Consider the following 26,209-nt stretch of genomic DNA (forward strand, 5'->3'; position numbering starts at 1 on the left):
ATGTTTGATCATTTTTTTGAAAAATGCTCTTTCGTTTCTTGCACAAGCTCCATCACTTGCGGCGTTGTTTTCTTCAGCTCTTTCACCTGCTGATTGACAAACCCGACTTCATTTGACAAGGATTGGGCCAGCTTCTTGGCTTCATCCATTTTTGTGATGACCGTGTTTTTCAACAGCTCCGGATTGCTTTTATACAGTGAAAGTTTATGCTTGCATGTCAGCCATCTCATGCCGCATGCCTGTCTTGTCGGCTTATGGAGCAGCGATAATGCTGCGCCTGCCGCAGCTCCGAGAAAAATACCTTTCAGCATCAAACGTTCGTTGTTCATGCAAATTCTCCTTTCACTTACAGTTGTTTTTCTTTTTGAATGGCTGCAAGCAGCTTGTCACAGCCCGATTTGATTAATTGACAGACCTCTTCAAAGTTTCCTGTGTAGTAAGGATCGGGAACATCGGCCAGATCTGAACCTTCAACATAGTCCAAGAGCCTTTTGATATGCGGCGTGTTCTTAAAACCCGCCATGCTTCTGAGACTCCCGATATTTTCTGCATCCATCGCAATCACGTAATCAAAATCGTCCAGATCCTGTTCGCTGACTTGCCTCGCCAGCATGCCCTCAAAGCTGATTCCTTCTCTCTGCAAGATCTCCTGTGTTCCTGCATGCGGCGGATTGCCAATGTGCCAGCCGCCGATACCGGCTGAGTCCGTCTTGATTTTCCCCTCTAATCCTTTTTTGGCTGCCAAGTCCCGAAACATCGCTTCAGCCATCGGAGACCGGCAAATGTTTCCTAAACAAACAAATAACACGCTTATCATGTTGTACAACCTCCCTATTCTTTGCCCATATTTCTCTAAAAAAAAACCTTCATGACTATCTTAGTAGGATGTTCATTTTCTTTTCAACTGATGTCTCCACTTTTTTGAAAACAAGAGCTTGCTCTTAGAATAGGGTTTTTTTCTGATTGAATTCTGTTAGAATAAAACATACCGAATATCGAGCTAAGAAAGGATGGAGCCATTTGTCCAGCCCAAATACAGAAACATTAACTCAAATGATTGAAGAGATTTCCCAAAAACTGAACATGCTGAATGTCGGCGTGATCAAAGCGGAGGATTTTAGCGATGAGAAGATCGAAGACCTCACGTACCTTCACAGCATGGTGATGAAAAAAGAATCATTCAGCCCTAGTGAAATGCAAGCGATTGCTCAAGAACTAGCCTCGCTTCGAAAGTAATGGAGACTGGCCGGAAACCCGGCGAGTCTTTTTTATCATTTTTTATTAAAATAGGTCATGAAAACAGCAAAATGTTCGAATCAGATGTGAAGGAGTACAAGCATGAAAACGACATCTATCAAAACAGCCTCCGGAATGTATATCAACTACTTCTTTCTGGGAATGGTCAACATTATTCTCGCATCCAATATGTCCTCCTTAACAAAACAGTGGAATACCGACCCGACCGGCATCAGTTATGTCATTGCCGCTATCGGGTTCGGCAAGCTGCTGACCTATGGCGTTTCCGGCGTGTTATCAGATAAAATTGGCAGAAAGCCGCTTGTTGTCGCTTCTGCGGGAATCATGTCCGTCTTTTTAGTTGGTATTCCTTTATCACCTAGCTATGAACTTGCGTTTGTGTTCGCCTTATTAGCCGGAGCCGCAAACTCGGCAATGGATGCCGGCACCTATCCAGCCTTAACCGAACTTTTCCCGGGTGCTCCCGGATCGGCAAATGTCTTGGTCAAAGCCTTTATGTCTGTCGGGGCCGCACTTTTGCCGCTTGTGATCACATATTTAGCAGACCACGGCATGTCTTATGGAGTTGCTTTTTATCTCCCGGCAGCAGTCTATGCGCTGAATATCGTTTATTTATCAACACTTTCGTTTCCCAAGAAACAGAAAAAAACCACTAACAGCGGCCAACAGGAAGCTCCGGCTTTCTTGTCTGAACCCGTTTTTCGAAAAGAAGGCGCCGCATTGATCATGATCGGGTTTACATCAACGGCTTTATTTACGGTCTCTCAAATCTGGCTTCCGAGCTATGCTCAAAAAGCAGCTGGTTTGGCTGAATCAGCTTCCGTGCAATTGCTGAGCTATTACAGCATCGGATCTCTGACATCCGTTTTATTATTGGCCGTTCTGCTGAACAGATGGGTAAAGCCAGTCTTGATTACGCTCTTATATCCTGTGATGACTTTATGTACACTCGCAGTCATGCTGACGGTTCATGTGCCAATTGTGCTGGATATCACCGCTTTTTTCTTAGGCTTTTCAACCGCGGGTGTGTTTCAAATCTCCATTACATTAATGACAGAGCTTTTCTGGAAACGCAAAGGTACCGTTACCGGAATTGTAGCGACGGCTTCAAGCATCGCGTCGATTGTGTTGCCGATTGCCACCGGGCTTATCGCAAAAGCGGGAGGCATCGCCCATATCTTTATGTTCGACTTCTGCATTGCGGTCCTCGGAACAGCCGCAGCCGCCTTCTTGTATTATAGATACAGGAAACTGACGGGTGCTCAGGCTGATGTCAAACTGTAATCAAAAAAACGGACGCCCCGCGGGCGTCCGTCGTTTTCTTATTTCTCAAGCAATGCCAACGATTCACGATTAAACGCCGGAATATCATCCGGTGTGCGGCTTGTGACCAATTGATCTTGGCAAACAACCACTTCCTTGTCCACAACGTCGGCACCTGCGTTTTCCATGTCAACACGAATAGACGTATAGCCTGTCGCTTTTCGGCCATCGAGCGCTTTCGCATTGATTAAAAGCTGCGGGCCGTGGCAAATGGCGAATACCGGCTTTTTGTCAGTCATAAACGCTTTCGTAAACTGAACGAAACGGTCGTCAGCGCGAAGCTGATCTGGTGAAAATCCTCCGGGAATCAACAGCGCGTCAAAGTCTGAAGGGTTTACGTCGTCAATGGACGCGTCAACCGTCACTTCCGCGTTCCCCTGCTTGCCTTTTACGGTTTTGCCTTTTTCATTTTCGATAACAGTCAGTTCATGTCCCGCATCTTTAAAGGCTTTCGCAGGCTCAGTGTATTCGCTGTCCTCAAAATAATCTGTCAAAACAACTGCAATTTTTTTCCCCATTTTTCATAACCTCCCGTTTAATCTGTCTACATAAAACACTCTTCCCCAGCCACACTAAAATAAACATTTTCGCAGGCCAGAGAAACGATAAGCATAAATGCCCATCATTTGCCGTTTGACGATATTACATAATACTCATTTTTCTCCCTTTTACAATAATCATAAAGAAATACCTACAAATAGTAACAAAATATTCTTACAATAGGAGCTGTAACACAAATTTCGTTGAAAGGTGGAGAACTGGTGAGAATACAGAAAAGACGAACGTACGTCGGCAACATTCTCCGTATTCTTTTGCCCCCTATTATGATACTTAGCCTAATCCTCCCAACACCACCCATTCATGCAAAAGAAAGCGCGGCCCCTCAAGTGCATCTGAGTATTTTGGCCACGACTGATATTCATGCCAACATGATGGATTACGATTACTACAGCGACAGAGAAACGACGGATTTCGGGCTGGCAAGAACGGCACAACTGATCCAAAAGCACCGCCAGCAAAACCCCAATACCCTGCTTGTGGATAACGGAGACTTGATTCAAGGGAATCCGCTTGGAGAATACGCGGTGAAGTATGAAAAAGACGACATTATCTCCGGCGCGAAAACCCATCCGATTATCAGTGTCATGAATGCGCTGGATTATGATGCCGGCACGCTGGGCAATCATGAATTCAACTACGGGCTCGACTTTCTCGACGGCACGATCAAAGGAGCCGAATTCCCGATTGTAAATGCAAACGTCAAAACAATAAGCGGGAAAAACCGTTATACGCCGTATGTCATTACAGATAAAACCGTCACTGACGAAAACGGCCATGAGCAGAAAGTAAAGGTCGGCTACATAGGCTTCGTTCCGCCGCAAATTATGACTTGGGACAAAAAGCATCTCGAAGGTCAGGTGCAAGTGCAGGATATCGTAGAATCCGCCAATGAAACGATCCCGAAAATGAAGGCGGAAGGCGCAGATGTCATTATCGCCCTCGCCCACAGCGGCATTGAAAAACAAGCCCAATCGCCAGGCGCGGAAAATGCCGTATTTGACCTAGCCACAAAAACAAAAGGCATTGACGCGATCATCTCTGGCCATCAGCACGGACTCTTCCCATCCGCCGAGTATGCGGGTGCTGCCCAATTCGATGTTGAAAAAGGCACGATCAACGGCATTCCAGTCGTCATGCCAAGCAGCTGGGGCAAATACTTGGGCATGATTGACCTTAAACTCGAAAAGACGGACGGCTCATGGAAGGTGGCAGATTCCAAGGCCAGTATTGAATCTATCGCAGGCAACGTCACATCCGGTAATGAAACCGTTACAAACACCATCAAACAAACGCATCAAAACACACTGGAGTATGTCAGAAAACCAGTCGGCAAAACAGAAGCCGATATTAACAGTTTCTTCGCGCAGGTGAAAGATGACCCTTCCATTCAGATTGTGACCGACGCGCAAAAATGGTACGCCGAAAAAGAAATGAAGGGTACCGAATACAAGGACCTCCCGATTTTGTCCGCTGGAGCGCCGTTTAAAGCGGGCGGCAGAAACGGAGCCAATTACTATACGAATATTCCGGCCGGAGATCTCGCCATTAAAAACATCGGTGACTTGTATCTTTACGATAATACCATTCAGATTGTCAAGCTAACTGGAAGCGAGGTCAAGGACTGGCTTGAGATGTCAGCAGGCCAATTCAATCAAATTGACCCGTCAAAAGGCGGCGATCAAGCCTTGCTGAATGACAATTTCCGATCCTATAATTTTGACGTGATTGACGGTGTCACTTATCAGGTCGATGTGACAAAACCGGCGAAATACGATGAGAACGGAAAAGTCATCAACGCGAATTCTTCCCGGATCATCAACCTTTCCTATGAAGGCAAGCCCATCAGCACGAATCAGGAATTTCTCGTCGTCACCAATAATTATCGTGCGTCCGGAGGCGGCGGTTTCCCTCACCTGACAAGCGATAAGATTGTCCACGGCTCCGCGGTTGAAAACAGGCAGGTGCTGATGGATTACATTCTTGAACAGAAAACAGTCAATCCAAAAGCGGACAACAACTGGTCAATCGCACCTGTTTCCGGCACGAATTTGACGTTTGAGTCCTCCCTTTTGGCCAAGCCATTTGCGGATAAAGCAGACGACGTCGCATATGTAAGTGAGGCTGCGAATGAGGGCTATGGTGTATACAAGCTGCAATTCGACGATGATTCAAATCCTGAGCCACCTAAGGACGGACTGTGGGATCTGACTGTCATGCACACAAATGATACGCATGCACACCTCGATGACGCGGCGAGACGAATGACGAAAATCAACGAGGTTCGAGACGAAACAGACCGTAACATTCTCCTTGATGCGGGAGATGTGTTTTCCGGCGACCTGTATTTCACAAAATGGAACGGTTTAGCCGATTTGAAATTGATGAACATGATGGGCTATGACGCCATGACCTTTGGAAACCATGAATTTGATAAAGGCCCGGCAGTGCTTTCTGATTTTCTCAGCGGAAACAGCGCAACAGTCGATCCAGCCAACCGTTATCACTTTGAAGCGCCTGAATTTCCAGTCGTCAGCGCAAACGTCGATGTGTCAAATGAACCTAAGCTGACTTCATATGTCAAAAAGCCGCAAACCTTTACAGCAGGTGAAAAGAAAGAGCCCGGCATCCACCCTTACATTCTGTTAGATGTTGACGGTGAGAAAGTCGCCGTATTCGGTCTGACAACGGAAGATACAGCCACCACCTCAAGCCCGGGCAAAAGCATCGTATTTCATGACGCGTTTGAAACAGCGCAAAACACAGTGAAAACGATTCAGGAAGATGAAAAAGTAAACAAAATCATCGCTTTAACCCATCTCGGGCATAACCGAGATCTTGAGCTGGCCAAGAAAGTAAAAGGCATTGACTTGATTATCGGCGGGCATACGCACACCCTCGTAGACAAAATGGAGGTTGTGAACAACGAAGAGCCGACGATCGTGGCGCAGGCAAAAGAATACGGCCAATACTTGGGACGTGTCGATGTCGTGTTTGATGAAAACGGCGTAGTGCAAACAGACAAATCAAATCTGAGCGTGCTGCCAATTGATGAACATACGGAAGAAAACGCAGAAGCAAAAAAAGAGCTTGATCAGTTCAAACATGAATTAGAGGACGTCAAAAATGAAAAAGTCGGCTATACGGATGTGGAGCTTGACGGCCAGCGTGAGCATGTGCGCACGAAGGAAACGAACCTCGGAAACTTCATTGCGGACGGCATGCTCGCAAAAGCGAAAGAAGCAGCAGGCGCCAGAATAGCGATCACAAATGGCGGCGGCATCAGAGCCGGCATTGACAAAGGCGATATTACACTCGGCGAGGTCCTGAACGTCATGCCGTTCGGCAACACGCTTTATGTGGCCGACTTAACCGGAAAACAAATTAAAGAAGCCCTTGAACAAGGCTTAAGCAATGTGGAAAACGGAGGCGGCGCCTTCCCTCAGGTGGCCGGAATCCAATATACGTTTACATTAAACAAGGAACCCGGACACCGAATTCTTGACGTCAAACTCGAATTACCTAACGGAGACACGGTTCATCTCGATTCCGATAAGACCTATCGCGTGGCAACGAATAACTTTGTCGGCGCCGGAGGAGACGGATACTCTGTCTTTACGGAAGCGTCCCATGGTGAAGACCTTGGTTACGTAGATTATGAGATTTTCACTGAACAGCTGAAAAAACTAGGAAACAAGGTCTCTCCTAAAATCGAAGGACGAATCAAAGAAGTATTCCTTCCGACAAAGCAGAAGGACGGCAGCTGGACACTTGATGAAGACAAATTCGCAATTTATGCCCAAAATACCAACACGCCGTTTGTCTACTATGAAACATCTGAAGGATCTCAGGAAAAGCCTATCAATCTTAAAGTAAATGAAGATCAGGTTAAACGTTTGAAAGAAAGAGAGTCAGATCCTTCATTGACAGTGTTCAACTACTGGTACAGCATGAAGCTGCCAATGGCGAACCTCAAAACCGCAGACACAGCAATCGGCATCAAGTCAACGGGAGAATTGGATGTTTCACTTGCAGATGTGTATGACTTTACAGTGAAGCAAAAAGGAAAAGAATTGAAATCATTCAAGGAGCCTGTACAGCTTTCGCTTCGCATGTTTGATATTGAAGAAGCTCATAACCCTGCTATTTACCATGTTGACCGGAAAAAGAAAACGTTCACTAAGACAGAACAGGGTTCAGTTGACGATGATATCGTGACAGGATATACAACCCATTTTAGTGAATACACGATCTTAAATTCCGGTGCGAACAATAAACCGCCGGCATTCCCGTCCGATCAGCCGACAGGCGGTGATGACGGGAGCAATGGCGGAGGCTCCGACAAACCAGGCGGAAAACAGCCGCCTGACGGGAGCGGAGGAAAAGATACACCTCCCGGCAATGAACCAACAAACGGATCGGGAGGAAACGGATCAGACGGATCGGGAACGGACGGCCCGGCTGGCGGCTTGCTTCCGGACACAGCCACTTCCATGTACTCGTTTCTCTTAGCCGGATTACTGATCAGCGCGCTCGGGACAGCATTGTACTTGCATCAGAGGAGAAAACAAAATAAAGCGAATCAAGCATAAAAAAGAGCTGCTCGTTTTGCGAGCAGCTCTCTTACTTTAAACCCATTTCACAACATCTTCAACAGCAGATCTTGTTTTCGGACGAGGGTCTCTCACACGGTAGCCAAACGCCACCATCACAGAGATGTCGAAGCTTCCGTTTTCCAGAAGGCCTTCTTCTTCAAGAATACGGTGAATGTGATCATACTGGAAACCTTCCACAGGGCAGGAATCAACGCCGATTTGCGCAGCGGCAGTCATCATGTTGCCAAGCGCAATATATGTTTGTTTTGAAGCCCAGTCAAACAATGTTCTGTCACTTTCAAGCAAATGCAGATCGTGTTTCTGGAACTCTTCCGTTTTGCTGAGATAGCCTTCGTAAACGTCCTGAGGCATTTGTTTTACTTCTTTTAAATGACGTTTGATGTAGTCCGCATCGTATTTGATATCCTTCGCTGTACGCGCAAGAATCAGAACGAAATGGCTTGCGGTTGGAAGCTGCTTTTGCGCGCCCCATGTGTATTCGCGAAGCTTCTCGCGAAATTCCGGATTTTGAACGACAACGAATTTCCAAGGCTCAAGGCCGAGTGAACTCGGAGACAGTCTTCCTGTTTCTAAAATAAATTCAAAATCGCTGTCTGATACTTTTTTATTCGGGTCAAATTCCTTTGTCGCATGTCTGAAATGGTATGCGTCCAGAATTTGTTTCTTTACATCTGCCATGTTAAACACCTCTCCTTTTGGTTACTCTCATCTCTATTGTAGCCATTATGATAAAAAGTAAAAGTACGCACATTTTTGTTGGATAGTATCAATTTTGATACCAAACAAAAAAAGCGCGCTGCCGCAGGCAGGCGCCTCTCATTTCCCCCGGCGCGCAAAATCCACAAAGCGGAGTTTGTCAAGGCGGTGTCTGCTTTCCGTATATTGAAAGAAACTCGTATCCTCCAAAAAGACGTAGTTTCTTCACGACAATATGTCGAGCAGCTCCCTGTCCTCATCCATAAACGTCTCAGCGACAATTTCTTTTTTGGGCGCAGCTGATTGAAAGACCGAGTTCTCCTTCTATCATATATATAGTTCTCAAAAATTGCGTTCGTCAGGCGAAACACATACTTCCTGAAAATGTAATCCTTGTCCAAAATCACATGCTCCCCGGCACTCTTTCGAGACTGATGACTTCCCAGATGTCGTTATCCGGATTGGCCGGAGCTGCTTTTGGACCAGCTCTGACGGAGGCTCCAGCCCGTATTTGTGTACAGTTTTTTCTTTTCTTGCCAAGCGTTTGCGCGAGCTCCTTGAAGCCGACAAAGTCTGAGACGGGAAATAGCATTTTTTCGCTAAGAATGGCGGCCTTATCCTCTGATTATCTGGATTTATGGTCCATCCTGCTTAGTTTAGATTGTTTCTTCACATGCAGTCCACAACTTTAATAGCACTTTTATTCTAGAGTGAGAATATCTGAAACAAACAAGGTTACCCTAAAAGTCACAAGCACTAGTTATATAAGACATTGAAAAAGCAGGGTGAGCCTCTATGAATAAACGCGACAAAGCGCTTCAACTCATCAAGGAGCTTGAAAATAATCAAGATAGGCCGATCTCTCCAGATTTGAAGGAAAACCTTGATAATCTGACCTTATTAACAGAGAGCTGCTCAGACATCGTAATTAGGCAATTTGACTTCGGAAACGGGCTGTGCGGATTTATTGTTTATATTGAAGGAATTGTAAAGTCTGAACATATACAGGATCACGCCCTCCGTCCATTCTTGAGGCATCTGACAGATCAAATAGATGAACATGAGGAAGAGCTGCAAAACACACTATCGATATCGAGCGTTGCCGCAGAATCAAGTATAAGCAAAGTGGCTGAATCCATCATTGAGGGAAATGCGGTTTTGTTTGCAGATGGGCATTCAAAATGCCTGATCTTAAAAATCAAAGGCGGTCAAAGAAGAAGCATTCAAGAACCGATCACAGAATCAACCATTAGAGGATCAAGAGAGGGCTTCACTGAAAGCCTCAGGGTCAATACCGCTCTTGTACGCTTTCGCGTCAAAACGCTCCAGCTTAAAATGCTATCGTTTAAAATCGGCACGAAAACCAAAACTGACATTGTCTTGGCCTATATAGACGGGCTTGCCGATCCAAAGGTTATTGACAAAGTGAAAAAAAGAATTAAAAACATCAAGATTGATGCCGTATTAGAAAGCGGATATATTGAGGAGTTTATCGAGGATGACACGTACTCGCCTTTCCCTCAGCTGCAATACACGGAAAGACCCGATACCGTCGCCGCCCAGCTTCTCGAAGGCCGATTTGCCATTTTTACAGATAATACGCCTTTTGTTTTAACAGGCCCGATCACGTTTTGGCAGTTGATGCAGGCCAGTGAAGATTATTATGAGCGCTATTTGATGTCTAACTTAATCCGTTGGCTGCGTTATATGTTTTTATTCCTTGCTCTTTATTTGCCGGCTATTTATGTTGCCGTAATTACATACCATCAGGACTTAATGCCAACAAACTTAATGTTCAGTGTGGCATCTGCCCGTGAACCGATTCCTTTCCCCGCCATCGTAGAAGCTTTAATTATGGAAATTTCTTTTGAGGCTCTTCGAGAAGCGGGAGTGCGCCTGCCGAAAACCATCGGCCAGACCGTCAGCATTCTCGGGGCTCTGGTCATCGGGACAGCAGCCGTTGAAGCCGGAATAGTATCAGCTCCAATAGTGATCATCGTATCGTTAACAGGGATCGCATCTTTTACAATTCCACGATTTAATTTAGCCATTTCCATCAGGATGCTGCGATTCCCCTTTATGTTTCTGGCAAGTATTTTCGGGGTGTTCGGCATTATGCTTGGAACGATTCTCTTAGTGCTCCATTTATGCAAGCTGCAATCGTTCGGCATCCCTTATTTATCCGGGATTTCTCCGTTTAAACGAGATGAAGTAAAAGATATTTTTGTCCGGGCGCCTTGGTGGACGATGACAAGAAGACCTAGCACGTATTCTCGTGAAAACGGACAGAAAGGAGAAAGAAGAGAGGAAACACGAGATGAAAAAGACAATATATAAGGCTGTTGCGCCGCTACTCGCTTGTATACTTCTCGCTGGCTGCTGGGACCGGACTGAAATCAATGACATTGCGTTTGTCGTCAGCTCCGCGATTGATAAGAAAAAAGACAAGTATCAAGTAGCTATGCAGATTCCCTTAGTCGGGCAGTTAGGCGGACAGACAGGGGGAGGTGGCGGCACAACAGGTTCACAAACGTGGTATGTTGATTCCGCTTCTGGCAAAACTCTTAGGGAGACCAGCAACAAGCTGCAAAGTTCATTGTCGCGAACAATTAATACATCCCATAGACGCACGGTTGTCATCGGAGAGAACTTGGCGAGAGAAGGTCTGGCACCGGTATTTGATCTCTTAACGAGAAATCCGCAGAACAGATTGACGGCATTACTATTAATCAGCCAGGGTGAAGCGCGCGATATTATCAATACTGAAGTGCAGCTGGAACAATTTCCAGCGGAGATGATACGGGAACTGGCCATTCTTTCAACAAAACGACCGGTTTTTTTAAGCCGGTTTATGTCGGACTTATTAGAAAAAGGCAATGATCCGTATGCCCCGGTAATATCCGCCACAAAAACCAAACCGGGCGGCAAAGGAAAAAGCAATTTAAAGATTGACGGTATTGCCATATTCAAAAAAGACAAACTGGTGGATATTTTTAAAGATGAGCACCTGACGTCCGCTCTGATTTTGTTAAATCAGGCCCGTCAGCCGGAATTCATTATAGACCTGCCGAATCAGATGGGAAAAGCTTCAGTTCAGCTTCAAAAGTCGGCTGCTGACTTTCGCGCTACTGAAAAAAACGGCAAACTTGCAATGACCGTGGAGATCAGAGCCAAAGGAGTCATCATCGAAAATCAATCCACCTATGATACGGGAGAAAATGACCAATTTTACATCATTCAAAAAGCGGTAAATAAAGCAGTAAAAAAAGATATCACCAGTACCATCCAACGGCTTCAGAAGCTGAAAGCGGATCCTGCCGGTTTTCAGGACAAAACAATAAGAAGCATGGGAATAACGAAAGACTTTTTGAATAAAGACTGGAACGAGGTATACCAAAATATGGATGTAAACGTTATCCCATCTATCGTAATTGAATCGGGCGGCGTTTTGTATAAAACCATCAGCCGTTAAGTGGGGGGCATCAGCATGATCAGCTTTATCACTCAGACAGTGATTGTGTGCATTGCAATATATATATACGAATGGAAAAATTTTTATTCCGCTAATACGACAACAAAATGGGTCTTCAGTCTAATGATTGCAGGAAGTTCTATTCTATGGATTTATCTTAGAGTGAACCCCCTACTCCCGCGGCTCGGCCACCTGTTTAAATATATTCCGTTTTGATACATGACAGAAAGGACGTGCTTTATGAACAAGAAGACTTCTGCCTATCAAGGATTATTTTTCGGAGCGCTGTATACGTTAGCAGTCGGACTGAAGCATGCCCCGATCCTCATGATCGAATCGGCAAAACAAAACGCCTGGCACAGCTACATTCTAGGCGTTATCATCGTCATTCCGGTACTCTGGCTGATGCACAGGCTAATGAAAAAACAGGATAAAAATATCTATGAGCTACTGAGTGATTCCTCACCTATCGCCGGCCGGTTTATCATTTTTCTATTTTCTTTGTATTTCCTGTTAATCAATGCTCATGATATCCGTTTTTTCATCAATCTGATTAATATTTTATTTCTCCCTAGAACACCGATGGCCGTTATTGGCGGCGCCATTATTTTTGTGGCGATCTGTATGGCCAGAGAAGGAAAAGAAACGTTAACGAGAATGGCTCAGATCTTTTTAATTCCATTCGGGGCCTTGTTCTTACTCCTTCCTTTTATGCTGGCCGCACAAATTGAGCTGCAAAATATAACACCGGTCCTTGAAGGGCCAATCCAATATCTTCAATCAGGTTTTTACGCCTTTGGGACAATGGGTGAATTAATCATCCTGCCGCTCCTCTTCTCAAGCCGGAGCGTTCCGCTGAAACACACCATTTTCGCGATACTGCTGGGAGCTTTTTTGCTTGGTGTAATGTTATTTTGTTCTATTGCTGTCTTCGGTCCCAACCTGACATCTACTTTTTTTGATCCGGCTTATATGGTGATCAGACAGATCCGAATTACTGATTTTCTGGATCGTTCAGACCTGATCATCGCGGCCTTCTGGATTCCGGTCATTATGGTGAAGATAGCCGGTTCACTTTATATTGTGGTATACGGGCTTTCCTTTTTACACTCAAAAATCGACCTGAACGCCATGTATACACCAACCGGCATGTTTTCGCTCGTATGCAGCTTTTGGTTCTTCCTAAATACAAATCAGCTGATCGACTTTAACCGAATCAAGCCGATCATCAATGTAGTCATTTCTCTTTTGCTTCCTTTATTCATCTATTTCATCATCAAAAGCAAAGCGATGTTCGGCGCCAAAGCAAAACACTAAGAGTTTTTGGCTTCTTTTGTCTCATAAACAGCATTCTGTTTCGTTTTTCCCCTGTCTTTCAAGTAGTACTGTTCAGATGTGAAAAACTCGGTATACAGCGCTTTTACCTTTCTGCTTAATAACAGCAATGCGATGACATTCGGAACGACGATAAAAACCAATGCTAAGTCCAGAAAGCCCCAGATGGCTTTTGCTCCGCCTGCGGCCCCTATGATGATAGCCGCTAAATAAACGATTTTGATCACATGTCCTGCCAGCCGCCCGAACAGAAATTCAGCTTGCTTCACGCCGTAAAAAATAACAACCATAATGGTCGATATCACAAAGAAGACAAGGGAAATCGAGACGAAGTACCCTCCTCCAGAACCATAATAGTGCTGGAATGCATCCGTCGTCAGTGCCGCCGGATCATTTGAGGCATTTCCCCCTGTCCAAACACCGGATGTAATGACGATAAACGCCGTGGTGGTGCAGACGATCAAGGTGTCAATGACAATGCCGATCACAGACCAAAACCCTTGCCTCACAGGGTGATCCGTCATGGCCGCCGCATGTGCAATCGGGGCTGTTCCCATTCCGGCTTCATTAGAATACAGCCCGCGGGCAAAGCCCCAGCGAACGGTTTCAGCCAGCGCAGCGCCAGCGAACCCTCCAACTGCTGAAGTTGAGGTAAACGCATTCGAAAAGATAAGAGAGAAAAACGCCGGAACCGCTGAAAGATTCGTGAGAAAAATCAGGAGGCCGGCCCCAACATATGCCCCTGCCATAATAGGCACGACGAACTCTGTTACTTTTCCAATCCGCTTTACCCCTCCTATTACCACTAATCCAATCAAAAACGCAATTCCGATTCCCGCGTATATTTTATTGAAAGAAAACGTTTCGGCAAGAGAGACTGAAACCGAATTCCCTTGAACCATAATGCTTGGGATCAGTTCCACGATCAGCGCAACAGAGAAAAATACGCCCAGCCACTTCATCCGCAGCCCTTTTGTTATGTAATACATCGGTCCTCCGACAAACTCCCCCTGCTCATTTTTTTCCCTGTAATGAACAGCAAGCACACTTTCAGAAAACTTAATCGCCATGGCAAATAAGGCAATAAACCACATCCAAAAAACCGCTCCGGGGCCGCCAAACATAATAGCGGCAGGCACACCGACAATGTTCGCCGCGCCGATTGTTGAGCTGAGGGCGGACGTCAATGCCTGAAGCGGTGTGACTGTTCCCTCTCCCTTCGGCTTCTTTCCTACGCTGCCAATCGTTTGCTTAAAGATATATAAAGGATAACGAAATTGAAAACATTTCAGCAAAATGGTGAAATACAATCCCGTTCCCGTCAGCAAAATGATTAGCGGCGGCCCCCACAGCCAATCAGATATACGCTCTACCCATTCTAATAGTCGTTCCATCCCATCACCCTTTTTTCGTTTATGAGTCATTTCCCCCACGACGGATAAACATAAACATTTTAGACAGAGACCATTGGAACATAAAGAGGATGGCTTTTAAAAATCACCATCCTTCTGACAAGACAAATCAGCTGGAAGAAGGTCTGTCTCGTCCAAGCCGATCATATACTTTATTTTTGTAAAAAGCGGATGCCGGCTTTGAAAACATGCCTTTTTTGTCGACAAGCTTATCAAGCATCATCTGCTTTTCGGTTTTTTTTCCGATTAATTGTTCCCGTTCTTTTTCGTCAAGGCACTTTGCGATGAGATGGTCGATGGTCATGAGTTCTTTTTTGAGCGCGCCCTCGTCCTCTGCCATTCCCGCATTTTTTAACATACGGTAGCTCATGCGGAGCGATTCCGGCAAGTGTGCCGCGTCATCCTTGGGCAGCGGTTTTCCCATTCCCGGCAGGTTTTCAAAATCTCCGTCTTTGATAGCCCGCTTTATTTTATCTTCAGACACAATATGGGAAAAATCCATCCTTTCACCTCTTTTCAGTGATTTCTTCTATTTTATCATACAGCAGCCGTTTTTCCATTTTATTACTCTTTTTCTAGGAGAAAACCTTTTTTCACATTAGGCCATATGCAAAGGAAAACATTGATTCGACGGCGTTTTTCGCCACTTTTTCCACCAGACGATTTTCACTTTTCTAATCCGCTGATTCGTGTTATATTTGATACGTTCGTTTTTTCTATCGTTTCGCTCGAACTGTGATCGGAAAAAAGGAGTGTCACAATGAAAACATTTATAAAACAAAGAGGACTGGCCTTCTTCCTCATCGCGGTCGTCCTATTATGGATCAAAACATATGTCGGTTATGTCCTGAATTTCAACTTAGGAATAGACAACACGATACAAAAAATATTGCTTTTTGTGAATCCTCTCAGCTCAAGCTTGTTCTTTCTTGGCTTTGGACTCTTGTTCAAGAAAAAATTACAGCAGACAGCCATTATAGTGATTCATTTTTTAATGTCTTTTTTACTGTACGCAAACATTGTGTACTACAGATTTTTCAATGATTTTATTACCATTCCGGTCATTATGCAGGCTAAAACAAACGGAGGCCAACTCGGTGACAGCGCATTTTCGCTGATGGGACCAGCTGACGTCTTTTACTTTATCGATACGATTATTCTGATCATCTTGGCGATCAAAGTGAACAAGCCTGCCGAAACGTCGAACAAAAAATCATTCCGAATCGTTCTTGCATCTTCCATTCTTGTTTTCCTTATCAACCTGGCAGTTGCGGAATCAGACCGTCCTGAATTGCTCACAAGATCATTCGACCGAAACTATCTTGTGAAATACTTGGGAACATACAATTTCACGATTTATGACGCTGTCCAAAATATCAAATCCAACAGCCAGCGCGCGCTTGCCGATTCCAGCGACGTGACGGAAGTGGAAAACTACATGAAAGCCAATTACGACGTGCCGAATAACGTGTATTTCGGCAAAGCGGAAGGTAAAAACGTGATTTACGTTTCACTTGAATCCTTGCAGACCTTTGCCATCGACTACAAAATTGACGGCAAAGAAGTCACACCGTTCTTAAATAAACTGGCACATGATAACGAAACGTTCTACTTTGATAACTTTTTCCACCAAACGGGACAGGGTAAAACATCCGATGCGGAATTTATGATGGAAAACTCTCTGTACCCGCTGGCTCAAGGTTCCGTTTTCGTAAACAAAGCGCAAAACACGCTTCAATCCGTTCCTGCGATTCTGAAGTCTAAGGATTACACATCTGCCGCGTTCCACGGAAACACGCAGACGTTCTGGAACCGTAACGAAATGTACAAAGCGGAAGGCATCGATAAGTTCTTCGATTCTGCCTACTATGACATGAACGAAGAAAACACGAAAAACTACGGCATGAAAGACAAACCGTTCTTCAAAGAATCAATGCCGCTGTTGGAAAGCCTGCCGCAGCCATTCTATACGAAGTTCATTACCCTATCTAACCACTTCCCATTCGGAATGGATGAAGGGGATACAGACTTCCCGGCTGGAGACTTTGGTGACTCTGTCGTCAACAACTACTTCCAGTCAGCCCACTACCTTGATCAGTCCATTGAACAATTCTTCAATGACTTGAAAAAAGACGGGCTATATGACCAATCGGTTATCGTGATGTACGGAGACCACTACGGCATCTCAGAAAACCACAATAAAGCGATGGCCAAAGTGCTTGGCAAAGATGAAATTACCGATTATGACAACGCTCAGCTTCAACGGGTTCCGCTCTTTATCCACGCTGCCGGCGTGAAGGGCGAGAAAGTTCATAAATATGCCGGAGACGTCGATGTGGCTCCTACCATCCTGCATTTGCTCGGAGTGGATACGAAAGACTATCTGATGTCCGGTTCTGATATCTTATCGAAAGAACACCGTGAAGTGATTCCGTTCCGTAACGGAGACTTTGTTTCACCGAAGTACACGAAAGTATCCGGAAAGTATTACGATACGAAAACCGGAAAAGAGCTTGATGAATCTGAAGTCGACAAATCAGAAGACTCACTCGTCAAGAAGGAACTTGAAATGTCCGATAAAATCATAAACGGAGACCTGCTGCGTTTCTACGAGCCAAAAGGCTTTACGAAGGTAAACCCTGCTGATTATGATTACACAAAACGTGACGAAGATTCTTCCGAAACGTCAACGGATGTTGAAGAGAAATAAGAAAAAGCGGAGAGGTTGCCCTCTCCGCTTTTTTATTTCACAGCAGCTCTCAATTCCTCCGCCGCAAATTCCACATTTGGCCCAATGATGACTTGAACCGATTGCCCGCCTGATTTGACGACCCCTTTTGCGCCCGCTTTCTTTAACAGCGCTTCATCAACCAAAGCGGTATCCTTCACAGTCAGCCGCAGCCTTGTCGCGCAATGATCAATCGTTTGAAGATTTTCTTTTCCGCCAAGCCCTTTCAGCATGATGTTTTCATTGACATCCTGAACAGTGTTTTCATCAAGCACTTCATCCACATCATCATCTTCCCGTCCCGGCGTTTTTAAATTCAATGCCTTAATCAGCACATAAAACACGATAAAGTATACAGCCGCATAGCATATACCTACCAATAGAAGCAGAAGCGGCTTCTCAGCGATTCCGTAACTGAGCACATAATCGATGGCTCCGGCTGAAAAAGAGAAGCCGGAGCGGATGCCGAGCCAGTTGACGAGAAATAAAGACAGCCCGGTTAAGACTGCGTGAACAGCATATAATAGCGGGGATAAAAACATAAAAGCAAACTCAATCGGCTCCGTAATCCCTGTGATAAACGCAGTCAAGGCAAATCCGATCATCATTCCCGCCGTCGCTTTCCGCTTTGACGGCTTTGCAGTCACAATCATCGCCAGACACGCAGCCGGAAGACCGAACATCATGATGGGGAAGAAGCCCGTCATATATGTGCCCGCCGTCGGGTCTTTCGCGAAAAAGCGCGCCAAGTCTCCTGTCACTCCGTTATATTCTCCGAATTGGAACCAGAAAATATTGTTGAGCACGTGGTGAAGGCCAAGCGGAATTAACAGCCTGTTGAACAAACCGAATATGCCTGCCCCGATGCCGCCGAGTCCAAGCATCCATTCTCCAAACGCGTTAATGCCCGATTGAATCGGCGGCCAAACGGCTCCAAAAATGCCCGCTAAAATAATCGTAATGATGGCTGTTACAATCGGCACAAGCCGTCTGCCGCTGAAGAAACCCAGATATTCAGGCAGCTTTGTATCCTTGAAGCGGTTATAAGTATAACCGGCAATTAAACCGGCAATGATTCCCCCGAACACCGCCATGTTGTTTGTTTTATCAATGGTCTTTGTTGCCGCGTCCAGCATCAAATATGAAATCGCTCCTGACAACCCCGCGGCCCCATTGCTGTCCTTTGAAATGCCGATCGCAATTCCGATCGCGAAAATGAGCGGCAGATGATCAAAAACTGCCGTCCCCGCTTGATAGACAAACGGGATATTCAATACATCCTCTCTGCCAAGCGCAAGGATTATTCCAACTGCAGGCAGAACCGCAATCGGGAGCATAAATGACTTCCCGAGCTTTTGTAAAAATGAAAGCATACCCATCCCCCTCATACCCTTTTTTTTCAAATATACCATATAGGATATCTAGTGATCTATACCAATTTTCCCACGGTTCCTTTTTTCTCAGGTTTGCGTGTTTCCTATTTTTAAGACAGTTGTGGTAAGCTTAATCTAGATTATTTAAAAAGAAAGCGGGAATGACAGATGATTGTAACAACCGATCAAGAATTAGAAGGCCTGAAAAAAATCGGAAGAATCGTCGCGCTTGCGCGTGAAGAAATGAAACAAAAAGCGGAGCCCGGCATGAGCACAAAAGACCTTGACCTTATCGGGAAAGCAGTGCTTGATGAGCACGGTGCCGTTTCAGCTCCTGAGAAGGAATATGATTTTCCGGGCGTGACATGCATCAGCGTAAATGATGAAGTGGCTCACGGCATACCCAGCACTTCCAAAATTCTAAAAACGGGAGATCTTGTGAACATTGACATCTCTGCAGAATTTGGCGGCTTCTATTCCGACACAGGCATCTCATTTGTGCTCGGCGAAGGGGAAGAACGCCTTCATAAGCTTTGCCAATGCGCGGAAAACGCTTTTCAAAAAGGGCTGCAGCAGGCAAAAGCAGGCAAGCGCCAAAACCAAATCGGAAGAGCCGTGTATCATGAAGCTCGCTCTCAAGGCTTTACCGTCATCAAAACCCTGACCGGCCACGGAATCGGCAGAAGCCTGCATGAAGCGCCGAACCACATCATGAACTATTATGACCCATTTGATAACGCGCTTTTCAAAAACGGCACAGTCATCGCGCTTGAACCGTTTATTTCAACAAAAGCAGAAACGATTGTTGAAGCTGGAGACGGCTGGACGTTCAAGACGCCAGATAAAAGCATGGTTGCCCAGGTTGAACACACCATCGTCATCACAAAAGATGAACCGATTATTCTGACGAAGCTGTAAAACACATTTCGGGCTGCCAGAAGGTTTAACCTCCTCCAATTGCAGGTAAAACATCACTATTCCGCAGGAGGAGGTATTGCAATGAACAGAGATCCAGAAAAAATCCAAATTGAAAACGAAATGCATGCCATGCATGGCTTAACAAAAGAAGAAATCTTAAAAGACTTTGAGGAATTTAAAGACTACCTGAGTAAACAAGTCAACCGAGGCAAAAAACTGGGATTGGACGACGGCAAACTGGTCAAAAGCGCCGCGATTCTGGGAGATTACCTCGCGAAGCATGAAGAGCCGCACAACAGTGAAGAAATGCTGCTGCAAGAGCTTTGGAGCGTTGCGGACGAAGACGAGAAAAAACATTTGGCACAGCTGCTGGTCAAATTGGTTGATAAGCAATAAAAACAAGAGCCGGGCGCATCTGCTGCCCGGCTTTCTTGATATTTCCACAGCCGGGCAGCAGATATGCTACACTACTATTATGTCTGCGAAAGGAGCCTTTATTTGCATGTGGTTTATCATTTTTGGCATCATCTTTTTCATTGAAGGCATCATATTGACCGTTTACGGCGTGAAGAAAAAAAACGGGATGCTCACATATATCGGCATTGTTTTCAGCATTATGACATTTGGCGTTGTCATCATCAAACTGACCGGCCATTAAATCATATTCAGCCTTTGCTCCGCATATACATACAGAAGAAGATTCGTGCATCTAGTACGAAAGACTTAGTTTTTCCCGCACCTCTTTTCAGCATCTTTCTATAGATGTTACAATGCCAATCGCTTGGTAAAATCCTCTCCATTAGGAGAGATAGGGAAAGGAGTTTTCTGACATGCATTACGGCAGTAAAGGCTGGTATGTGGCAGAATTAAAAAAGCAGGGGATCACGCACCATGAAGGAAGAAAGCTTCAAAGCTATAAAACCCATTTTCTTGCCAACCTGCTTGAAACTAAGAAAAATTAATCTAAACAAAGCTAAAGCCGCGCACGTTGATATGCGCGGCTTTTTTCTATTCAGCGGGCTGCAGCCTGTCCCTCTTTTTCAAAAAGGACGCTCTCCAGCTTTCCGACAGTGTGTCTTCACTTAGTATCCGTTCAATGGCAGCGAGATTGTTCACATCATGGTATTTGATACGGTTAGCAAATTGAACGGATATGTCTTTCTCGCCTCTGGACAGCAACTCCAGTTTAGCGCCGGGAGCCACCCTGCCCTCTTCCAGCACACGAAAATAAAAACCGGTATAGCCCGTTTGCTGAACCTTCAGCACCATTTCCTTCACGCCAAATTTTTTTGCCAGCTTAACACATGGCTGACGCGGCTGGCTGACCTGAACAACAGCTTCATCAAGCTGAAACACATCCCCGATGCAAATATTCTCCTCGGTCAGGCCCATGACGGTCAGATTTTCACCAAACGCAGCGCTTGGCAGCGGCCTTGAGAGGAAATCTTCCCAAAACGGATAATGCTCCGCCGGATAGACACAGACGGCCTTATCAGGTCCTCCATGGTTCATGAGATCCGCCTGTCCGTCTCCTTCAAAATTCTCCCGATACAGCATGACAGCTGAAGCAGCCGGCTGCTTCATGATGCCAGTTTCGATTTTTCTTCCGTCATATTCAAGCGTTTGCGGCTTCCCGAGGTTAAGTGAAAGCACTGAATAGTGCGGTGGTTTCATACATACACATCCCCTTTACAGGTTGTAAAATGATTGATTATCATAAAAAGAAAAGGTGGTTTTTCCATGCTTCAATATCGAATCGTTGCAGACGGCCGGGTTCAAGGTGTGGGCTTTCGCTATTTTGTTCAAATGGAAGCTGACAAGCGAAAACTGGCCGGCTGGGTCAAAAACCGTGATGACGGCCGTGTCGAGATTTTGGCGGAAGGCCCGGAAAACACGTTACAATCGTTTCTTGAGGCTGTAAAGAAAGGCAGCCCTTTCTCAAAGGTTACCGATCTCTCAGTCACTGAATCCAGCACCCTTGAAGGCCATCATCGATTTTCCATTGTTTACTCGTAAGGCTTATCCTGATAAAAGTAATTCGGCTTAACGATTGAGTTATCATAGGAACGGTGGAAGATATGAGTGGCAGCGGGTGAAATCGGCGGAATCAGCCACGTCCAGTCCCCCGTCAATTCCCTGCCCGCTTCTTCCTCCTGTTCTTCAAACCGTTTAAACTGGCTTGCAGCCGTATGATGGTCAACGATGCTGACACCTTGCTTTTTGTACGAGTGCAGCACCGCTTTATTCAGTTCAACAAGCGCTTGATCCTTCCATAAATCAGCATTGTAATCAGCGGCGATGCCGATAACGGACGCCACTTTTTTGAGCTTGTCATATCGCTTTTCATCTGCCAGATTTCTTGCTCCGATCTCCGTGCCCATGTACCAGCCGTTAAACGGCGCGGCATTATAATGAATGCCTCCGATCTCGAGCTTCATATCAGAAATAATCGGCACGCCATACCATTTCAGCCCCAGATCAGAAAACGCTTCGATGTCCGGATGTATGATGGGAACCTCAATCACAAGTGAACGCGGCAGTTCATACCAGACCGGCTGTTGATCGCCTTTCATGCGAAAAATGAGCGGCAGCAGGTCAAAATCGGTTCGCTCTCCGCGCCAGCCAAGCTGCTCGCAGGCTGCGGTCAGGGACCGGGAAGCCGGGTCGCCGATTCTTTCTCCGCCTGACTCATAACCAGCATACCGTATCAGCTGATGATTCCAAATCTCGACTTGCTTTTCACCATTCTCTTCCGGAGGAAAAATCGTAATGGTCGGCCTGATTTTCCCGTTATTTGTGGCGGTTTCAATGTGATGAAAAAGGGCATCCCTCACATCCTCCTTCGTCCGGACGTCACGCCTGTCGATGACATTCAGAGAATTCCAGAACAATCTGCCGATGCAGCGATTGCTGTTTCTCCAAGCCATTTTCGCTCCGTGCGCAAGCTCTTCCTTCGTATGTGTATAGCTCCCGGTCCGGTCAATTTCATTTTTTATGCTATCGAGACGGCCTTTCACTTCCTCTTCCTTCCCCAATTCCTGATAGCATGCGGCAATAAACGCTTTCGCTTCGTTCCAGAGTATTTCTTTTTCTTCCAACAAACTCTCCCCTTAAAATCGCATTGATGCTTTTCATTGTATCGTTTTTAAGCGGGAAGACAAATGATTTTCCTGCATCTTCTTGGAAAAACAATAAAAACACCCGCGCGTGCGGGTGTCAAAGAGACGATAAGCGGTTTGCCAGTTCAGTTAACTCGCTGCGAAAGTTTTTGCCGGCCATCGGTATGCCGTGTCCGGTCAGCAGCGCTTCCGGTTCAAGTCCGGCCAGCTTCTGAATGGATTCAGCCGCCGTCTCTGTGTCAGGCGTAAAATAAGCCGGCGGCCCATGAAGCTCCTGTTTTTGAATCAAGACATCAGCCATTTTCTCCTGCTCCACTGTTATGACAGCATCGCCTGCCACAAGCACACGCCCGTCCTCACGAAATAACGAAATATGGCCGGGGGTGTGTCCGGGAGTCGCGATCCACATCCATTCGTCAAGAAACGGTACAGAGCCGTCTTCCGGCAGTGCCTGCACATGTGAAGAAATATCGATGGCGTGCCGGGGAAACAGCGGCGACAGCTTGGCGACCAGCCCGCTCTTGCTGTCAGGACGGGCCGGTGGATAATCTTCTTTGCCTGTTACATATGGCATTTCCCGAGAATGGATATAAACAGGGACATCCCAATGCGCAAGGAGTTCTTCTATCGCCCCGATATGATCAAAGTGCCCGTGTGTAAGGATAATCGCCTTCAGCTGAAAATCATCGCCAAATCGTTGTTTGGCTTCATCTACAATCATGTCGGCTGATTGAGGCATGCCGGCATCAATTAAAACAATTGAGTGAGGTTCAGAAGGCAGCTGAATAAAATAGACATTTGCAATTTGCACGGTTAAGCCGTGCACTCCTTTTGCCGCTTCAAACCCCGTTCCGCTTCTGACTGAAGTCAGCGGCATATAAGGATCACTCATGAAGACACCTCCGGTATGTTGTTCCCGTTAGTGTATGTCATTACGCCTGATTTATCATACAGAAATCGAAATCGAACCAATCAATAGAGCGATAGCCGTCATGACGATCACTGCGAGAACCGCCCACTTCAAGGCGAATTTTTGATGATCGTCGATGGAAACCCCTACAAGCCCTACAAGCAAATGAGTGGATGGCACAAGCGGGCTCAGCATATGAATCGGCTGGCCGATAATAGAGGCTCTGGCAATTTCCACTTTATCCACACCGTATGCGACAGCTGTTTCTGATAAAATCGGCAGCACCCCGTAGAAATATGCGTCATTCGGCATCAGGAATGTGAAAATGCCGCTTGTTAAGGCCACAATCGCCGGGATCAATCCGCCCATTTGTTCTGGAATCATGGACACGAGCGAAATCGCCATTTCATCAACCATTTTCGTGCCTGTTAAAATCCCCGTAAATACTCCCGCCGCAAAAATCATGGAACCAATGGCCAGCACGTTGCTGGAATGTGCAGAGATACGCTGTCTCTGGTGCTCAAGGTTTGGATAATTTACAATCAGTGCAATACAGAACGCAATAACAAACAGTACGGTTAAACTGACTTTACCCGATACTAAACATCCTATCAAAGAAAGCGTTAACAATAAATTAAACCACCAAAGCTTCGGCCGCTTCCACTCATCTTCAACCGCAGCCGCCGGTTCATTGGCATTAGCCGGCTGTTTCAGTTCAATGACGCCAAGGCGCTTTCGTTCCGCTTTTCCGAGCACATACGCAACCGCCGTCATGCAAAGCATCCCGCTTGCGATCACAGGAATCATCGGCCCTGTAAGCTCAGCCGGATCAACCCCCAACGCGCTCGCCGCCCGCGGTGTCGCGCCTCCCCACGGAATCGTATTCATGATCCCCATGCCGACGCCCGCGATTCCCGCCAGAATAATCGGCCGGATGCCAAGCAGCAGGTAGAGCGGAAGCATCGCGCTTGTCGTAATCATATAAGTGGTTGAACCGTCTCCGTCTAAAGCAACGAGCATCGTAAGTACAGCTGTCCCGACAACGATTTTTAACGGATCTCCTTTGACCATACTTAAAATTTTGCCAACCATCGGATCAAACAGCCCTGTATCAATCATGATCCCAAAGTATAAAATCGCAAACATAATCATGACCGCGGTCGGCGCTACCTGCTGAATGCCCGAAATCATCATATCGCTGACTTCAGTAAATCCAAATCCGGCGATCAAAGCAAATACAATCGGCGTCAAAACTAACGCTGTCAGTACAGAGAGCCGTTTTGTCATGATCAATGCCATAAACACGAGCATCATGAGAAAGCCTAAGATTGCTAACACATCCATTCCCCCTTAAATGAATCCGCTTACATTTTTCTCTTTTATTCCCCTTTTCTTGCCTTTTTGCCATCGTATGTGATTTTCATTCGCAAGTAAATAATTTGGTTTTTTTGTATTTTTAATTTTTTAAAACCGTTTTGTTCTTTTTGATCATTTTTAAGGCACATCAAAAAGATCCCGGAAGGCCGGGATCTTAATTTCCTGTCATCATGCTTTGATAAAAAACGGATTGCTGTGCTAAGAAGCGTTTCGTTTCCCTGCTGTTCAAATAAAAGCTTTCCCAATCCTGTTCTTTTATTTTCCGCTTCCATTCAGGCGAGGATGTAACCTGCTTTAGCGCTTGATCCCAATAAGAAATTTCTTCCTCAGACATGTTTTTCGGGCCCAAAACGCCTCTCCAATGCGAAAATACAAATGGAATCCCCTGCTCCTTCCACGTTGGTACATCAGGAAAACCGGGGAGTCTTTTATCAGATGTGACAGCGGTTAACGTGATATCACCTTGCCGCTCATATGGCTTCGCTTCAGAAAGTGTCATTGAAGCCGCCTCTACCTCATGTCTGATCAGCGCCTGAATGAGCTGCTCGCTGCTGTCATACTGCAAAAATTGAATGTCGAAAGGGTCAATGCCGTACATATCAGCCGCTCTGACAAATGAGAGCTGATCATCATTGCCGAGCCCAGGGGCAAAGCCGATTTTCACCTTGCCGGGATGCAGCTTAATCTCATTCAGCAAATCCTTGCCGTCCGTTAATGCCGATCCTTTTGGCAGCGCAACTGTCTGCCATTCCTTTGAGAGAATGGCGAGCGGAGTAAAATCGTCCGTTTTTAATTTGCTTTGCCCGAGAAGATGATTGCTCAGGATTAAACTGGACGTCATGCTGATGGTCTGTTTGCTGCTTTCGTTAACGTATTTCCAGCCTTTATCTCCTCCGCCGCCCGGTATATAAACGATATGAACCTCATCCTTCACGATCTGCTTCTGCCTCAGAACAGATTGGATTGCCTGTGCTGTGACATCCCAGCCGCCTGAAGGCTCAGCGGGGACGACAATTTCGATTGGCCCATCAGGCAGGCGCGGCGCAGCCGCCTGCCTAATGTCACCCTGCATAAAGATCAATAGCGCAATCAATAGGATTATCCATTTTTTCATA

The 26,209-nt window shown here is 45.9% G+C and carries 25 protein-coding genes and 1 pseudogene; 13 read left to right on the top strand and 13 right to left on the bottom strand.

Annotation, left to right across the window (positions count from 1 at the left end):
• Nucleotides 1-8: 8 nt before the first annotated feature.
• Nucleotides 9-329, bottom strand: coding sequence for a hypothetical protein (locus BV11031_RS14215; RefSeq protein WP_010330291.1), 321 nt, complete (start codon nt 327-329; stop codon nt 9-11).
• Between the two features lie 17 nt (nt 330-346).
• Nucleotides 347-817, bottom strand: coding sequence for a low molecular weight protein-tyrosine-phosphatase (locus BV11031_RS14220; RefSeq protein ID WP_010330292.1), 471 nt, complete (start codon nt 815-817; stop codon nt 347-349).
• Nucleotides 818-1,020: 203 nt separating this feature from the next.
• On the opposite strand from BV11031_RS14220, the gene BV11031_RS14225 reads away from it, so the two are divergent.
• Nucleotides 1,021-1,236 carry a DUF1128 domain-containing protein gene (locus tag BV11031_RS14225; protein ID WP_010330293.1) on the top strand — a complete coding sequence of 72 codons (216 nt, stop codon included), beginning with the start codon at nt 1,021-1,023 and terminating at the stop codon, nt 1,234-1,236.
• Between the two features lie 102 nt (nt 1,237-1,338).
• Nucleotides 1,339-2,541 (top strand): MFS transporter, encoded by a 1,203-nt coding sequence (locus BV11031_RS14230; RefSeq protein WP_010330294.1) that lies wholly within the window; start codon nt 1,339-1,341, stop codon nt 2,539-2,541.
• 38 nt (nt 2,542-2,579) lie between these two features.
• Here the strand turns inward: BV11031_RS14230 and yfkM are convergent, their stop codons facing one another.
• Nucleotides 2,580-3,098, bottom strand: coding sequence for a general stress protein 18 (gene yfkM, locus BV11031_RS14235; protein ID WP_010330295.1), 519 nt, complete (start codon nt 3,096-3,098; stop codon nt 2,580-2,582).
• Nucleotides 3,099-3,341: 243 nt separating this feature from the next.
• Between yfkM and BV11031_RS14240 the strand changes: the two genes are divergently transcribed.
• The gene (locus BV11031_RS14240; RefSeq protein ID WP_082246368.1) at nt 3,342-7,730 is read left to right on the top strand and encodes a multifunctional 2',3'-cyclic-nucleotide 2'-phosphodiesterase/3'-nucleotidase/5'-nucleotidase; all 4,389 of its coding nucleotides are present in this window, start codon (nt 3,342-3,344) and stop codon (nt 7,728-7,730) included.
• A gap of 36 nt (nt 7,731-7,766) precedes the next feature.
• Here the strand turns inward: BV11031_RS14240 and BV11031_RS14245 are convergent, their stop codons facing one another.
• On the bottom strand, nt 7,767-8,432 hold the full coding sequence (locus BV11031_RS14245) for an NAD(P)H-dependent oxidoreductase (RefSeq protein ID WP_010330297.1): 666 nt from the start codon (nt 8,430-8,432) through the stop codon (nt 7,767-7,769).
• A gap of 138 nt (nt 8,433-8,570) precedes the next feature.
• Nucleotides 8,571-9,048 (bottom strand): annotated as a pseudogene (locus BV11031_RS14250) (UTRA domain-containing protein); the annotation flags it as partial.
• A 197-nt stretch (nt 9,049-9,245) separates the two neighbouring features.
• On the opposite strand from BV11031_RS14250, the gene BV11031_RS14255 reads away from it, so the two are divergent.
• From BV11031_RS14255 to BV11031_RS14270, 4 genes are read left to right on the top strand one after another with little or no spacing between them, the layout of a single operon-like run.
• Complete coding sequence (locus BV11031_RS14255; protein ID WP_010330300.1) at nt 9,246-10,787, top strand: spore germination protein; 1,542 nt, start codon at nt 9,246-9,248, stop codon at nt 10,785-10,787.
• Complete coding sequence (locus BV11031_RS14260; RefSeq protein ID WP_010330301.1) at nt 10,768-11,922, top strand: Ger(x)C family spore germination protein; 1,155 nt, start codon at nt 10,768-10,770, stop codon at nt 11,920-11,922. The genes BV11031_RS14255 and BV11031_RS14260 overlap by 20 nt, the downstream gene beginning before the upstream one ends.
• A gap of 15 nt (nt 11,923-11,937) precedes the next feature.
• Nucleotides 11,938-12,138, top strand: a complete 201-nt coding sequence (locus tag BV11031_RS14265; RefSeq protein ID WP_010330302.1) for a hypothetical protein — start codon at nt 11,938-11,940, stop codon at nt 12,136-12,138.
• Nucleotides 12,139-12,162: 24 nt separating this feature from the next.
• Nucleotides 12,163-13,239, top strand: a complete 1,077-nt coding sequence (locus tag BV11031_RS14270) for an endospore germination permease (RefSeq protein WP_010330303.1) — start codon at nt 12,163-12,165, stop codon at nt 13,237-13,239.
• Here the strand turns inward: BV11031_RS14270 and BV11031_RS14275 are convergent.
• Both BV11031_RS14275 and BV11031_RS14280 read right to left on the bottom strand, forming a co-directional pair.
• On the bottom strand, nt 13,236-14,651 hold the full coding sequence (locus BV11031_RS14275; protein WP_010330304.1) for an alanine/glycine:cation symporter family protein: 1,416 nt from the start codon (nt 14,649-14,651) through the stop codon (nt 13,236-13,238). The two genes, BV11031_RS14270 and BV11031_RS14275, sit on opposite strands and share 4 nt — an antisense overlap.
• Before the next feature lie 127 nt (nt 14,652-14,778).
• Nucleotides 14,779-15,171 (bottom strand): DnaJ family domain-containing protein, encoded by a 393-nt coding sequence (locus BV11031_RS14280; RefSeq protein WP_010330305.1) that lies wholly within the window; start codon nt 15,169-15,171, stop codon nt 14,779-14,781.
• A 258-nt stretch (nt 15,172-15,429) separates the two neighbouring features.
• Here BV11031_RS14280 and ltaS point away from each other — a divergent pair, with 258 nt between their 5' ends.
• Complete coding sequence (ltaS, locus tag BV11031_RS14285) at nt 15,430-17,379, top strand: lipoteichoic acid synthase (RefSeq protein ID WP_010330306.1); 1,950 nt, start codon at nt 15,430-15,432, stop codon at nt 17,377-17,379.
• A 32-nt stretch (nt 17,380-17,411) separates the two neighbouring features.
• Here ltaS and nagE read toward each other — a convergent pair whose 3' ends face one another.
• Complete coding sequence (gene nagE, locus BV11031_RS14290; protein WP_010330307.1) at nt 17,412-18,770, bottom strand: N-acetylglucosamine-specific PTS transporter subunit IIBC; 1,359 nt, start codon at nt 18,768-18,770, stop codon at nt 17,412-17,414.
• 168 nt (nt 18,771-18,938) lie between these two features.
• Here nagE and map point away from each other — a divergent pair, with 168 nt between their 5' ends.
• The 4 genes from map (at nt 18,939) to BV11031_RS14310 (ending at nt 20,650) form a co-directional block, all read left to right on the top strand.
• Nucleotides 18,939-19,688, top strand: coding sequence for a type I methionyl aminopeptidase (map, locus tag BV11031_RS14295; RefSeq protein ID WP_121642133.1), 750 nt, complete (start codon nt 18,939-18,941; stop codon nt 19,686-19,688).
• Nucleotides 19,689-19,769: 81 nt separating this feature from the next.
• A complete protein-coding gene (locus BV11031_RS14300; protein ID WP_010330310.1) occupies nt 19,770-20,084 on the top strand; it encodes a DUF3243 domain-containing protein in 315 nt (104 codons plus the stop codon).
• 106 nt (nt 20,085-20,190) lie between these two features.
• Nucleotides 20,191-20,346 carry a hypothetical protein gene (locus tag BV11031_RS14305; RefSeq protein WP_010330311.1) on the top strand — a complete coding sequence of 52 codons (156 nt, stop codon included), beginning with the start codon at nt 20,191-20,193 and terminating at the stop codon, nt 20,344-20,346.
• Between the two features lie 172 nt (nt 20,347-20,518).
• Complete coding sequence (locus BV11031_RS14310; protein WP_010330312.1) at nt 20,519-20,650, top strand: YflJ family protein; 132 nt, start codon at nt 20,519-20,521, stop codon at nt 20,648-20,650.
• Nucleotides 20,651-20,696: 46 nt separating this feature from the next.
• Here BV11031_RS14310 and BV11031_RS14315 read toward each other — a convergent pair whose 3' ends face one another.
• Entirely contained in the window at nt 20,697-21,362 is a 666-nt protein-coding gene (locus BV11031_RS14315) for an MOSC domain-containing protein (protein ID WP_010330313.1), read from the bottom strand.
• Nucleotides 21,363-21,428: 66 nt separating this feature from the next.
• Here BV11031_RS14315 and BV11031_RS14320 point away from each other — a divergent pair, with 66 nt between their 5' ends.
• Nucleotides 21,429-21,704, top strand: coding sequence for an acylphosphatase (locus tag BV11031_RS14320; protein WP_010330314.1), 276 nt, complete (start codon nt 21,429-21,431; stop codon nt 21,702-21,704).
• Here the strand turns inward: BV11031_RS14320 and nosA are convergent.
• From nosA to BV11031_RS14340, 4 genes are all read right to left on the bottom strand, one after another.
• Nucleotides 21,695-22,786, bottom strand: coding sequence for a nitric oxide synthase (gene nosA, locus BV11031_RS14325; RefSeq protein WP_010330315.1), 1,092 nt, complete (start codon nt 22,784-22,786; stop codon nt 21,695-21,697). The two genes, BV11031_RS14320 and nosA, sit on opposite strands and share 10 nt — an antisense overlap.
• A gap of 118 nt (nt 22,787-22,904) precedes the next feature.
• Entirely contained in the window at nt 22,905-23,699 is a 795-nt protein-coding gene (locus BV11031_RS14330) for an MBL fold metallo-hydrolase (protein ID WP_010330316.1), read from the bottom strand.
• A gap of 54 nt (nt 23,700-23,753) precedes the next feature.
• A complete protein-coding gene (gene citM / locus BV11031_RS14335; protein ID WP_026014519.1) occupies nt 23,754-25,055 on the bottom strand; it encodes an Mg(2+)/citrate complex secondary transporter CitM in 1,302 nt (433 codons plus the stop codon).
• A 193-nt stretch (nt 25,056-25,248) separates the two neighbouring features.
• Complete coding sequence (locus BV11031_RS14340; protein ID WP_010330319.1) at nt 25,249-26,208, bottom strand: tripartite tricarboxylate transporter substrate binding protein; 960 nt, start codon at nt 26,206-26,208, stop codon at nt 25,249-25,251.
• Nucleotide 26,209: the final 1 nt, after the last annotated feature.

It is taken from the genome of Bacillus vallismortis (assembly GCF_004116955.1).
Taxonomy (GTDB): Bacteria; Bacillota; Bacilli; order Bacillales; family Bacillaceae; genus Bacillus; species Bacillus vallismortis.

Coding starts and splice junctions, on each gene's coding strand:
- BV11031_RS14245 (WP_010330297.1), bottom strand. CDS start 8,432: ATGGCAGATGTAAAGAAACAAATTCTGGACGCATACCATTTCAGACAT.
- BV11031_RS14330 (WP_010330316.1), bottom strand. CDS start 23,699: ATGAGTGATCCTTATATGCCGCTGACTTCAGTCAGAAGCGGAACGGGG.
- yfkM (WP_010330295.1), bottom strand. CDS start 3,098: ATGGGGAAAAAAATTGCAGTTGTTTTGACAGATTATTTTGAGGACAGC.
- BV11031_RS14320 (WP_010330314.1), top strand. CDS start 21,429: ATGCTTCAATATCGAATCGTTGCAGACGGCCGGGTTCAAGGTGTGGGC.
- BV11031_RS14230 (WP_010330294.1), top strand. CDS start 1,339: ATGAAAACGACATCTATCAAAACAGCCTCCGGAATGTATATCAACTAC.
- BV11031_RS14215 (WP_010330291.1), bottom strand. CDS start 329: ATGAACAACGAACGTTTGATGCTGAAAGGTATTTTTCTCGGAGCTGCG.
- BV11031_RS14280 (WP_010330305.1), bottom strand. CDS start 15,171: ATGGATTTTTCCCATATTGTGTCTGAAGATAAAATAAAGCGGGCTATC.
- BV11031_RS14220 (WP_010330292.1), bottom strand. CDS start 817: ATGATAAGCGTGTTATTTGTTTGTTTAGGAAACATTTGCCGGTCTCCG.
- map (WP_121642133.1), top strand. CDS start 18,939: ATGATTGTAACAACCGATCAAGAATTAGAAGGCCTGAAAAAAATCGGA.
- BV11031_RS14255 (WP_010330300.1), top strand. CDS start 9,246: ATGAATAAACGCGACAAAGCGCTTCAACTCATCAAGGAGCTTGAAAAT.
- BV11031_RS14310 (WP_010330312.1), top strand. CDS start 20,519: ATGCATTACGGCAGTAAAGGCTGGTATGTGGCAGAATTAAAAAAGCAG.
- BV11031_RS14270 (WP_010330303.1), top strand. CDS start 12,163: ATGAACAAGAAGACTTCTGCCTATCAAGGATTATTTTTCGGAGCGCTG.
- BV11031_RS14265 (WP_010330302.1), top strand. CDS start 11,938: ATGATCAGCTTTATCACTCAGACAGTGATTGTGTGCATTGCAATATAT.
- BV11031_RS14300 (WP_010330310.1), top strand. CDS start 19,770: ATGAACAGAGATCCAGAAAAAATCCAAATTGAAAACGAAATGCATGCC.
- ltaS (WP_010330306.1), top strand. CDS start 15,430: ATGAAAACATTTATAAAACAAAGAGGACTGGCCTTCTTCCTCATCGCG.
- BV11031_RS14340 (WP_010330319.1), bottom strand. CDS start 26,208: ATGAAAAAATGGATAATCCTATTGATTGCGCTATTGATCTTTATGCAG.
- BV11031_RS14275 (WP_010330304.1), bottom strand. CDS start 14,651: ATGGAACGACTATTAGAATGGGTAGAGCGTATATCTGATTGGCTGTGG.
- BV11031_RS14260 (WP_010330301.1), top strand. CDS start 10,768: ATGAAAAAGACAATATATAAGGCTGTTGCGCCGCTACTCGCTTGTATA.
- BV11031_RS14305 (WP_010330311.1), top strand. CDS start 20,191: ATGTGGTTTATCATTTTTGGCATCATCTTTTTCATTGAAGGCATCATA.
- BV11031_RS14315 (WP_010330313.1), bottom strand. CDS start 21,362: ATGAAACCACCGCACTATTCAGTGCTTTCACTTAACCTCGGGAAGCCG.
- nagE (WP_010330307.1), bottom strand. CDS start 18,770: ATGCTTTCATTTTTACAAAAGCTCGGGAAGTCATTTATGCTCCCGATT.